Annotated in this window: 10 protein-coding genes and 1 pseudogene; 2 read left to right on the forward strand and 9 right to left on the reverse strand. The window is 61.8% G+C overall.

All coding sequences use genetic code 11. The annotated features are described in order from the left end of the window. Positions 1-7 precede the first annotated feature (7 nt). The 7 genes and pseudogenes from U5760_RS11055 to U5760_RS11085 all read right to left on the reverse strand — a co-directional run bounded on the left by U5760_RS11055 (position 8) and on the right by U5760_RS11085 (position 8,590). On the reverse strand, positions 8-907 hold the full coding sequence (locus U5760_RS11055) for a metal-dependent hydrolase (RefSeq protein ID WP_322011698.1): 900 nt from the start codon (positions 905-907) through the stop codon (positions 8-10). Positions 908-966: 59 nt separating this feature from the next. After that, positions 967-1,896, reverse strand: a pseudogene (locus U5760_RS11060) (SDR family NAD(P)-dependent oxidoreductase); the annotation flags it as partial. A gap of 36 nt (positions 1,897-1,932) precedes the next feature. Beyond that, positions 1,933-3,522, reverse strand: a complete 1,590-nt coding sequence (locus U5760_RS11065) for a flavin-containing monooxygenase (protein WP_415914076.1) — start codon at positions 3,520-3,522, stop codon at positions 1,933-1,935. Positions 3,523-3,799: 277 nt separating this feature from the next. Continuing rightward, positions 3,800-4,747, reverse strand: coding sequence for a MerR family transcriptional regulator (locus U5760_RS11070; protein WP_322011699.1), 948 nt, complete (start codon positions 4,745-4,747; stop codon positions 3,800-3,802). Between the two features lie 98 nt (positions 4,748-4,845). Further along, positions 4,846-5,670, reverse strand: coding sequence for an OmpW/AlkL family protein (locus U5760_RS11075; protein ID WP_322011700.1), 825 nt, complete (start codon positions 5,668-5,670; stop codon positions 4,846-4,848). A gap of 169 nt (positions 5,671-5,839) precedes the next feature. Further along, the gene (locus U5760_RS11080; RefSeq protein WP_322011701.1) at positions 5,840-7,102 is read right to left on the reverse strand and encodes a DUF2957 domain-containing protein; all 1,263 of its coding nucleotides are present in this window, start codon (positions 7,100-7,102) and stop codon (positions 5,840-5,842) included. A 111-nt stretch (positions 7,103-7,213) separates the two neighbouring features. Beyond that, entirely contained in the window at positions 7,214-8,590 is a 1,377-nt protein-coding gene (locus U5760_RS11085) for a DUF2957 domain-containing protein (protein ID WP_322011702.1), read from the reverse strand. A gap of 380 nt (positions 8,591-8,970) precedes the next feature. Here U5760_RS11085 and U5760_RS11090 point away from each other — a divergent pair, with 380 nt between their 5' ends. Beyond that, on the forward strand, positions 8,971-9,444 hold the full coding sequence (locus U5760_RS11090; protein WP_322011703.1) for an SgcJ/EcaC family oxidoreductase: 474 nt from the start codon (positions 8,971-8,973) through the stop codon (positions 9,442-9,444). A 121-nt stretch (positions 9,445-9,565) separates the two neighbouring features. After that, positions 9,566-9,712, forward strand: a complete 147-nt coding sequence (locus U5760_RS11095; protein WP_322011704.1) for a hypothetical protein — start codon at positions 9,566-9,568, stop codon at positions 9,710-9,712. A gap of 685 nt (positions 9,713-10,397) precedes the next feature. Here the strand turns inward: U5760_RS11095 and U5760_RS11100 are convergent. Together U5760_RS11100 and U5760_RS11105 are read right to left on the reverse strand one after the other, a co-directional pair. Continuing rightward, positions 10,398-11,057 (reverse strand): hypothetical protein, encoded by a 660-nt coding sequence (locus U5760_RS11100; protein ID WP_322011706.1) that lies wholly within the window; start codon positions 11,055-11,057, stop codon positions 10,398-10,400. Continuing rightward, a partial coding sequence (locus U5760_RS11105) for a glycoside hydrolase family 108 protein (protein WP_322011708.1) occupies positions 11,054-11,636 on the reverse strand: 583 nt, incomplete at its 5' end. The genes U5760_RS11100 and U5760_RS11105, both read right to left, overlap by 4 nt.

The raw sequence follows: 11,636 nt of genomic DNA on the forward strand, positions 1-11,636 counted from the left end.
ACGTCGCTCACGCGGGTTTCGCGTTTGCGCCCGGATGCAGCGGCACGCGGCGCGGTGCGGCTTGCGCCGCATATTGCGCATTGGTCGCGTCGATCTGCTCGATCAGGCCGTCGAGGCGCGCGAGATGGCGCCGGTTGTCCTGATCCCACGGATGGAAGCTGGGCTTGAAAAAGCGCAGCCATTCGAGCGCGATGCCGGGGAACACGCCGTGACGCGGACCATAGAGGAACTTGATGAGCTGCCACTTGCCCGTCACCTTGCCCTGGCGGCGGCCGTGCGTGCGCATGAGCGCCGTGTGGTAGTCGAACACGATGACCCAGAACAGCACGGTGGTCGCGAGCATGGTGCCCGTGCGCATCAGATAGCGTTTGAGGCCAGGCTTGATCGACACGTTCCATACGTCGAACGAGACGGACTTGTGCTCGGTCTCTTCGAGCGCGTGCCACAGCCACATCTGCTTGTAGCCTTCCACGGAGTCCCCGATGTGGCGTGCCGTATCGGCGAGCAGCAGGTCGGCGAGCATCGCCGTGTAGTGCTCGAGCGCCACCGTCTGCGCGAGTTGCAGCGAAGGCGGCAGGATCTTGCGGGCGAAGTTCAGGATCGCCCACAGGCGCTTGTCGAGCTTGTGCGCGGGCAGGCCCGCGGCCTGCAGCAGATCGTTGTATTCGATGTGCTCGCGCGTGTGCATCGCTTCCTGGCCGATGAACCCCATCACCTGTTTCTTGAGATCCGGGTCCTGTATGCCGTCGCGGTAATGCCGTACGGAGTCCATAAAGAAGCGCTCGCCCGCCGGAAAGAGGAGCGAAAGCGCGTTGAAGAAGTGGGTGACTGCCACGCCCTCGGCGTGCCAGTCACAAGCCCGGTCGGGCGGTAATGCAAAGCGTATGTCGCGCCGTATCGGCATCATGCTGTTTCTCCCTGTCGATTCGGAGTGAGTGCTTCAGCACTGGCTCCGATCCCATGCAACGACTGTTGCGGTTTGTTGCCTGCCTCGTTATGCGTTGACGTGGGTGCGAAATCCGCGGTACTCGCGCGGCCGGCCCTGCGCCGCGCCTTCGCCGCTTCGCGTCGCGCGCTCATTACCACGAGCGCCTGGTAGGCCGCAGGCAGCGTGCGCGCGAGCCAGTCGGCGGCGCGCGCGTCGCGCCCGATCAGCACGCGCCGGCTGTTGCGGCGCACGCCGCGCAGGATGGCGCGCGCGGCGTCGTCGGCCGTCGTGATGAAGAACTTCTCGAAGTCGTCCTTGCCTTGCTGCTCGCTCGCCACCATGAAGCCGATCATGTTGGGCGAGATTCGGCTCGACTGAGCGATGCTGGTACGGATGCCGCCCGGATGGACACAAGTGGCCGAGACGCCGCACCGCATCATGTCGAGCTCCTGGCGCAGCGATTCGGTGAAGCCGCGCACGGCATACTTGGTGGCGTTGTAGGCGCTCATGCCGGGCTGGGCGAAGATGCCGAAAATGCTCGACGTATTGACGATATGTCCTTCGCCGGAGGCCTTGAGATAAGGCAGAAACGCCTTGGTCCCATGTACTACGCCCCAGAAGTTGATGTTCATGATCCATTCGAGGTCGGCATACGCCATGCCCTCGATCGTGCTGGAGAGCGCCACGCCCGCGTTGTTGAAGATGAGGTTCACGCGGCCGTGCGCGGCGGCGGTTTCGTCGGCGTAGGCCTGCATCGCGTCGCGGCTGGCCACGTCGAACACGAACGTCGTCACGCGCACCGTGGGGGCGAGCGTGCGCACGATGCGCTCGGTTTCGGCAAGGCCGGTGGCGTTGCGGTCGGCGAGCGAGAGGTGGCAGCCGGCTTCGGCGAGCTGGATCGCGAGCGCGCGGCCCATGCCCGACCCGGCGCCGGTGATGGCTGCGACCTTGTTGCTGAAATCTTTCATGATCGGAGGTCTCCCTTTGAGTGGTACACCGCTCGTTCAGGCCGGTTCGATGGTGGAGGGGGCGGCGACGGCCACCGGCGCCTGCGCGTGCCCGGGCTGCCGGACGCGGTACACCTGGTAGTCGGCGAGCGAAAAGTGCGCCGTTGCCTGCCGGAAGCGCCATGTGAAGCCCGGCCACAGCGTGGTGTTCTTGCCGCTGCGCGGATCGAGATACCAGCTCTTGCAGCCGCCCACCGACCATATCGCCCGGTCGAGCTTCTTCTGGATGCGTTCGTTGTAGCGGGCTTCCACGTGCGGGCGCACTTCGATCGCGTCGGCGCGGTCGCGCTGCATGGCGTCGAGCGCGCCGAGGATGTATTCGATCTGCGACTCGATCATGAACACCATCGAGTTGTGGCCGAGTCCCGTGTTCGGGCCCACGATCATGAAAAAATTCGGATAACCAGGTAACGAGGTGCCCAGATACGCATGCGCGCCGTTGCGCCAGGTCTCGACGATATCCGCGCCGCCGCGGCCCACCACGGTGCCGGGCGGGAACGGATCGGCCACCTGGAAGCCGGTGCCGTAGATCAGGCAGTCCACTTCGTGGTGCACGCCGTCGGCCGTGACGACGCCAGTGGCGTCCACGCGTTCGATGGGGGCCGTCACGACGTTCACGTTCTTGCGCGAGAGCGCCGGGTAGTAGTCGTTCGAAATCAGCACGCGCTTGCAGCCAATGGTGTAGTCGGGCGTGACGGCGGCGCGCAGCGCCGGGTCGGGCACCTGATGGCGGATGTGGCGCAGCGCGAGCTTCTGCACGTTCTTCATGAGCGACGGATGGATCGCGAAGCCCAGCACGCGCGATTCGAGCATCCAGTAAAGGCCGGCGCGCGCGAGCTTCTGCGTGAAGGGCAGCGCGCGGAACATCCACTGCTCGAACTTCGAGAGCGCGCGATCGGGTTTGGGCATGATCCACGGCGGCGTGCGCTGGAAGAGCGCGAGCTGCGCCGCGCGCGGTGCAATCTGCGGCACGAACTGGATCGCGCTCGCGCCGGTGCCGATCACGGCCACGCGTTTGCCTTCGAGCGCATAGCCGTGGTCCCAGTGCTGCGAGTGGAACGCCTTGCCCGCGAAGGTTTCGATGCCGGCGATGGCCGGCAGGGCCGCGCGCGAAAGACCGCCCATGCCGGAGATCAGCACGCGCGCGGCGAGCCGCTTGCCGTTGGCGAAGACGAGGCGCCAGCAATGCGCGGCTTCGTCGTAGGTGGCGCTTGTCAGTTCGTGTCCGAAGCCCAGATAGGGCGTCAGGCCAAAGCGCGCCACGCAGTGATCCAGGTACGCCCGGATTTCCGGCTGCGGCGCGAACATGCGTGTCCAGCGCGGATTGGGCGCGAAGGAGAACGAATAGACGTGCGATTGCACGTCGCAGGCGCAGCCGGGGTAGTGGTTGTCGCGCCAGGTGCCGCCCACCGTGTCGGCTTTCTCGAACACGGCAAAGCGCGTATGACCGGTTTGCAGCAGGCGGATCGCCATGCCGAGGCCGGCAAAGCCGGTGCCGATGATGGCGATGTCGATGGCCTCCATGCCGATGGTCCCCCCAAGGCGGTCATCGCCGGCCGGGTCGAAAGACCGGGTGCGTGCGTTCATCCGGAGCGTCTCCCTATGGTTCATTCTTAACTGTTACATTGATGGATGTAAACATAGGCCGGTTTTGGCCGCGGCGCAAGCGTCTAGATGTGGCGCTCTAGGGGGAACGATCGGTCTGAAGAAAGCGTGCTGGAATGCGTCGAAGCCTTGGCTGGCGGGGCTTTCGGGCATTCAGGACAGGGGGAATGAGGCCGCGCGCCTGGGCGCGCGGCGAAAGACCGGGGGATGCCTGAGGAGATCGGCGGGGACGCGCACCGGCTGCGCCGGTGCGTTCCATTCAGGACTTGGTGGTGCCGGTTTTGCGCGTGGTGCGGATGGGTTTGGCCGCGGGCCGCGGCGTCTTGCGCGGCACCGCGCGCACGGCGGAGGCCTTTTTCGCGGGCGTCTTGCGCCCGGCGTGCGGCGTTTGCGCTGCGTTCGCCGCTTTCGGCTCGCGCGCGGTCTGGCTGCCCAGTTTCTTGTCGAGTATGGTCGCCACCCGGCCGCCCAGATAAGCGCTTGACTGTTCCTCCAGCGCGCGCAGGATCTCGTTCTCGACGAACACCGTGGCGAGCGGGCGCAGACGCCAGATGGCATCGACGAGCGCGGGCATGTCGGTGGGCGGCGGCAGCGCGCCCGCGTCGTAGCGGTCCAGATGCCGCACCACCATCTCCACCAGCACCTGGGCGATGGCGTCGAAGTGCGGACGCGTTTGTTGCAGCACTTCCAGCAGGTCGCGCGCGGGGATGCCCTCGCGCACGGTGGCCGCGGCCGCGTCCAGCATGGCCGGATTGCGTGCGACGAACGAGAGGCCGCGCCGCTCCACCAGCCCGAGTTCCGAGAGGCGCGTGAGTTGCCCCGGCGCCTGCGGCCCGAACATCTTCACGAGCTGGCGGATCGAGTAGGTCTTGGGGCGCGCCGTGGTCCAGCGGCCGCCAATCGCGTTTTCGAGGCCGAGGATCGAGCGCAGGTCGCCGCCGTCGTCGATGGCCTTGATGAGATCCTGAATGTTCGAGAGCGTGTAGCCGCGCGCGAGCAGGTGATTGATGAGCTTGAGCCGCGCGACGTGCGAGTCGTTGTAGATGCCCACGCGCCCGCGTTTCTCGGGCGGCATGAGGAGGTCGCGGTCCTGGTAGGCGCGCACGTTGCGCACCGTGGTCGCGGCCACGCGCGCGAGTTCGTCGACCGTGTATTCGCTGTCGGCCGGCGTGGATTCGGCAGGGGAGAGTCTGGGCGGTTTCGGCATGCGCCGATTTTAACGCGAGCCGATGCGGCGACGGCAGAACGTGGCGCGGCGCGAGCGTGCGCTCGCCCACGAACGCGCGGCGGATCATGGCCCGGACATCAGAACCGGTACGAGACGGCGAGGAACGAAATGATCGGGTCTGCCGACAGTTCGGACTTGCTCACCGCGAGCTCGGTGCCGTCCGCGGCCTTCACGATCACCGAAGAGGTGGTCTTCAGCGGGATATAGGTGACCGAGGCCACGAGCCCGAGATGCGCCGTGATGTTGTATTCGGCACCGGCGTTGAACACCGGCTGCCACGAGGCCGAAGCCTTTGCGCTGACCTGCGTCGGTCCGGGCTTGCCGGCCCCCGCCGCGAGCACGGAGCCGAGATCATTCTGCGTGGCCGAGACGAAGGCCGGATTGAGCTGGATGTCCGAGAACCAGTTGTACGACACGCCGATGCCGACGAACGGCCGGAACTTCGCATCGGCATCGCGGAAGTAGTATTGGAAGATGAGCGCCGGGCTCCACTGGCGCACGCTCGAGACGATCGGATTCGTGTTCGGATCGCCCAGGTTCTGGCTGCCGAGCGCGCCTGCCGGCCCCGGCGGCTTGATCGTGCCGTGGCCGTAGAGCTTGAAGGTAGGCGGAACGCCGGCGACCGACGAGACCGCGATATGGTCGGTCAGGAAGTGGGTGAAGACGAGGCCCACCGTATCCGCGTGGGCGGTCGAAAGGCCGGTGCCCTGCGAGGTGAAGCTGTTCGGCAGGCGCAGCGGCGTATTGATCGGCACGGGCGCGACGTTGGTCGTGAGCGGCGTGCTCGAATCCTGCGGCGCGACGTGAAACCAGCCGAGCACGGCCACGTTGTCGCCCGCATGCTGCGCGTGGGCGCTCATCGAGAGCCCGGCGGTCAGCGCCGCCATGACGATGCGTCTCATTTAGTCCTCCCAGGTTCGGGTGTCCCTGCCCGCGCGCGGCCCCCGGGCTTGCTGCCGGATCGCCGGTCCTTGCGCGCCTTGCGGTACGGCAGCCGCATCGTGCGGTCGCCGTCGGGCGGTCACCTCGTTGGCACGGGCCCCCGGTCGAGCGGGGCCCAGTCAGCACTGCTTATTGAACGAACGCGCCGGCTGTGAAGTACGGCGCAGACGGCGTGGACATGTCGAGGAAGCCGAACACGCCGCCCGTGAAGATCATCTTGCCGGTGGGCGTGCTGCCGGTCGAGGCGTTCGTGTGCGTGGTCGTCACGACGCCCGGCACGGTCTCGGTGAAGCTCAGGTCCAGGGCGGTGGCGAGCGAGGCCTGCGACGCGTTGAACGGGTCGAGCAGCGTGGCTTCGGTGCCTTCGAGCGCGGTGGTGCGATAGTCGAACTGGCTGTCCACGCCGATGTACTCGCCGTCCTGCGAGTCCACCGCGATCGTCGATTGCGGCGCGAGCACGGAAATGCCGGATTCGTCGTCGGCGACCGGTCCCGTCGCGCCGCCTTGCGGATCGGTGCCGATGTACGGATACGCCACCCCGGTGCGCACGAGCACGGGCACGAGCTGGCCGCGCAGCTTGCCGACGATCATGAAGCCCTTCGCGGCCGGTTGCCCGGTGACGAGCGTGGGCTTGACCTGCCCCTGGAAGTGATCGGTTTCGAAGGCGCCGCTGCCGTCGCTCGACTGGGCGAGGTTCGTGCCGGGCTGCTGGCATTTGCCCGCGTTGACGCCGGTGTTGTCGCACTCGGTCCAGGTGCCGTCCGCGTTGATGGTGATCTTCGCGTCGACGGCGGCGGGCAGGAAGTTCTGCGAGGGCACCTGGTGATAGCCGACCTGGTTCCAGACACCCGCGACGTCGGCGATGTTGGTGTCGATCGACGAGAAGCCGATGAACGGGTAGTACGGGAAGGTCGTGTCCGGCACCACGCCGATGCCGCCCGTGCCGGCGTAGGCGATTTCGGCACCGGGAATCGTGCCGCCCGCCACGCCTTCGCCGATGAACACGCGCGCCGGGCGGCTCGCGTCGAGGCTCGCGCCGTTGAGCCGGTAGGCGCACTGGTTGAGCTTCTGCGTCGGCAGTTCGGTTTCCGGAGTGAGCGTGCCGGTGGCGACCTGGCCCGCGCGTGTGGGCGTGACGGTGCCGGTGGTTTGCGGAATCGGCGACTCTACGTAGGTGATCTGCCAGATCATCTTCGTTGTGTCGAGCTGCAGCTTGACGAGCTCGCCGTCGCCGCCGCCGCCCGTGTAGACCGTGCTGTAGTCGAGCGTGGTCGGGCACAAGGCTGCCGCCACCGGGGCAGAACTGCTGCTGCTGCCGCCCCCGCCCCCGCCGCCGCACGCGGCCAGAAGCGGCGCGGCGATCGCGAACGCCGCAAAAATCTTGTATTTCATACCGCGTCTCCAGATCGATTCTTGTTTGCGGGGACCGGCCCCCCTCTGGCCGGTGGCTCCCATTCTGGCTTCTCAGGTTCTACACAATTATTTCGTTATACGAAGCAAAATCTATTGCGGCTGGATCAGCGCCCCCACGCCGAAGTAAGGCGTGTTCTGCGTGGTGCTGTTCGCGGAACTGGCCGTGACGCCGCCGTTTTCCTCGCCGTTGATGAAGATGCCGTAGAGGCTGCCCACCGCGATCAGACTGCCCGCGTTGCCCTGCCCGTCCGTCACGCCGATCAGGCCCGGATGGGTCTGCGTGTAGTCGAGCACGAAGGTGCTTTCGGTCGTCATCGTGGAAGGCTTGAGGAAGCCGCCCTGCTGGCCGTGAATGAGCGCTGCGGTATAGGCGAAGTTCGAATCCGCGCCGATATAGCTGCCGTCGAATGAACCCGACGTGAGCGACGTGGCGGGCGCGAGCAGCGCGATGCCGGATTCGTCGTCGATTTGCGGAATGAGGCCGCCGCTTCCGATTTCCTGCACGTGGCCCGTGCGGACGACGACCGGCACGATTGCCCCGTTGAGCTTGCCGAGGATGAGATGCGCGCTCGCCGTGGGGCTGCCGAAGAGGCTGTTGGAGGGCGATTCGATCTGCGGTGCGTCGGTGCTCGTGAAATAGCTGCCGTTCGGATCGGCCGTCCACGTACTCGACGCCGTTTCGCAACTCGTGTTGGTCGCGCCGCCCGGCACGCTGCAGTTGCCGCTACTATCGTAGGACTCCTGCGAAACCTTGGCGGCGGCAGCGAATTCCGAGGACGGCACGATGTGGTAGAGCAGCGCGTTATACGAGCCTTTCAGGTCGGAAATGCTGGTGCTGACCGAGGAGAAAGCGAGGAACGGATAGAAGTCGAACGTGCGCGGCGGCTGGTTCGGGAACAGCAGATTGGCCTGGGCGTCGCCATCGATATCGACTGTCGCGCCGGGAATGCCGCCGCCCGCCACGCCGAAGCCGACGTAGATGGTGGGCGGATTCTGGCTGTTGTACGCCGTCGTATAGGTCGTGCCGTTGAGCGTGCCGGTGCCGGCCTGGAGCTGGAAGGCACAGGCGATTTGCGCGGCGGAGGGCAGCGAGCCCGTAGGCGGATGCTGCACGGCACCGGTGATTGTGAGCCCGGTGCGGGTGTTTTGCACGGAGCTCGACTGCAGCGGAATGGGCGACGCAAGCCACGTGAGCTTGTACGTCATGTTCGTGGGATTGATGTTCAGGCTCACGACTTCGCCGCTGCCCGCGCCGCCGAGATACGTGTTGGCTGCGATGTCCGAATCGGCAGGACAGAGGGCCGTGGCGGCCGTCGCGCTCGAGGGCGCACCCTGATTCGTACAGGTCGAGCCCGAGCATTGCGCGGGAGAAATGGGACCTGGGTCGCTGGCGTTGCCGCCACCGCACGCAATCAGCAAAGGACTGGCGACCATGGCTAGCGCCACGCCGCGGAATAGATCCAACATGCGTCTGCCTCCCTGTTTCTTAATTATGCGAAAGAGAGTGAATCATGACATCAGCCGCTGTCAATTGAACGAACCATCTAAATCCGCGCCTCACTGTGACATCGGCTTGTTCCGCCTTGACTTGAGGCCTGCACAACCGGGGTTTTTCCCGATGCGTAGAAACACTGTCAAGGAGGCCGAAATGGCGCGCGGAGCAAACTGTGTTCCCATGTTTGCGCACGTAGTGGCACGCGATGCGAACGCCAACGTTTGCGCATCAGGTTGCGCACGGAACGATGCAGGCGGCATGTGCACGGCGCATCCGTCGACAGCGGATTGAAAGACGCCGCGCGTTAAATGGGAACTGCGGCGCCGTTTCGTTGCGCCGGCGGGGAGACCTCATGCAAACCCTGATTGCGGCCTCGGTCACGGGACTGAGCGTGGTTGTGTTGTCCTTATCGTTGCCGGCCCCGGCATTCGCGCGGACCGAAACGTGCCGGCACGCGAGCCAGAAAGAAATCGCGGCGTTGTTCGACCGCTGGAATGCGTCGCTGCAAACGGGCGATCCAGACAAGGTCGTCGCCAACTACGCGACGCGTTCCATCCTGCTGCCGACGGTGTCGAACCAGCCCCGCCTCACGCCGGAGACGAAGCGCGACTACTTCGTCTCGTTCCTGAAGAAGAAACCGGTGGGGAAGATCGACATGAACTGGATCGAGATCGACTGCAATACGGCGATCGACGCGGGGCTCTATACGTTCACGTTCGGCGACGGATCGACGGTGCACGCGCGCTATACGTTCACGTACCGATGGAGCGGCAAGCGCTGGCTCATCACCAGCCATCATTCGTCGGCGATGCCGGAGGCGCAGTGAGGTGGTGCCGCGTGGTGTGGGGTTAGACGGCAGGTCGGACGATTGCTGTTCGCTCTCCCTCATATACACACACCCGGCGAAGCCGCGAGAGAAATCCAGCAAGCTGGCTGATGGCTGAGGCATGTATATCGAGATCATGCTCAACGGCTCCAAACACTGGCGGTTGAAATACTGGTGCCGTGGCAAGAAAAAGTTGATAGCGCCAGGCATGGGTGCTGACAACCTAACTGCGCGCGACCAGATTTCTTTGAAACTTAATTCGCACTGATTTCATCCGAAACCATTTCAAGCTCGACGGCCCTGTCAAACAGGGATCGCAACATGAAGTCGAGGCTTGTTGTCCTTGTCGTGCCAAAAGATCCAGATACGTGTTCCGCCAAGAAGTTATAATTATTGTCCCTTCACGTAACCCACTTTCGCTGAATTTTTTCTAGATATATCTTGTCTTTGGGTGCGAGTTTCTTCATAAAATTCGCATAGGCAATATTCAATCGATTTTTTAGCCCGACCTCGTATGTGATGCAATCGGCTTGGTCATCTGCGGTAGATGCTACGTTGTTGCATTGCACGAATTGTTGTGAATAGTGGCGCTCCTCTGCATGGCTGAAAGACGAGGGAAAAGTAAAAATATAATACTGATTTTATGCATCTCACGTTATAAATGTACTCTATGATAGTGAATTGATTTTTAATTAAATGTGGTTAATGCACTCGATGACATAAAAACATTATCAGATGCGGGCCTCGTTTCGGAGATTAGGTTAACGAACAAGAAGGGCAAGCGTTCGCTCACGCATACAGTCACGAACAAGGACGAAATGACTTATTCCCGCACCGATTTACTTGAAGCATGGCCGCCAGTGATGGAGAAATGGATGAATGGATGAATGGATGGCACACGTACGTGCTTTAGACGGATGAATTAAAGTCTGGACGCGTGCTACGAGCTTGACTCAGGGACATGAGTTAATGGCGTGGCAATCGATCCATCGCTCTATTGTGAGTCCATTCTTTTCGGAGTATGAAATCTTCCAGAACTTAAAATCGTCTGAAATACTTATTAATTTCACGTACTGCCCTTTAACGACATATGTCTTAACGTTCGTTTCCGATGGCGCTGGATATAAGAAAGCTTTATCTACAACTACTTGGCGCTCGCCTTGGTGTGCGTCGACCTGTTTCCGGATGAGGGTCACTGAATAAGGGCCGTAGAAAAAATCGCCTTTCGGATTCTTTGTGACTTTCCATTTCAATGTGTTATTGTAATTCGACAAATCGGCAAGGCCGTCTTTTGCACCAAAAAAAGAATAAAAATGAATCTCTGCACTTTGTCCGTCTTCGCGTGCATGCCCATAGATATTTTCTTCTCCTTCTTTTCCACAATCGATCCTGTTTCCATTTTGGGTGATAAAACAATACGATCCAGTCACAGTGCCATCGGGTGACTCATTGAGTTTTATTTCAAAGGTGGAATAAGGCTTGCTTGATCCTGAAACATGCTCTACATATTCCCAATTACCTGAAAAATGGTCCTCCGCTCCCCATGACATGGAATAGAAGAGCAGAGTGCTTACCGAACAAAACAGAAAGGTAGTGCATTTACGCATGTTCATACTTGCACCTGCAGGCAATCATTCACCCTGTTCAACCAGCCCTTTAGGTTACCAATCTGACCCGGATCCTTGATCGTGAGATTCGTATAGTATTGTCGCCTAATCGCTGCTATATCTTGAAGCAACGACTCCTGGTCGACGATGGCATTTATGGCATCGATTGTTTGTTTTCCCATACCGCCATCCTCAACAATATTTGAATGATATTTTTGATTCAACATTTTTTGAATTTGCAATGCGGCTCCACCAGAGGTTATGCTCCAATCATATGACATTAACGCCACGCGCTCATCTTTGAAGCCGCAAAAACCCTTTGGTTGCCAATAGCGCTTTAGATAAATGACCTCAGCTTGTTGTTCCGTCAGGTCTTTCAAATTATCTAACGTTGGGGTGACACCCACGTCTTCCTCAGCATACTTCTGCCATGTAGACCATGCAATACCGTGATTCGTCGCTCCCCCTTTGTCGTCGCTCCTATTAACGTATCCTCCTTCGTGTCGAAGAATGATTTTTGATATTTTCTTGAATCGGGCAGCGCAATCACAATCTTCAATAAAATTCCCCACCAACCCAACCGGA

Source organism: Paraburkholderia sp. J12, assembly GCF_905220215.1.
Taxonomy (GTDB): domain Bacteria; phylum Pseudomonadota; class Gammaproteobacteria; order Burkholderiales; family Burkholderiaceae; genus Paraburkholderia.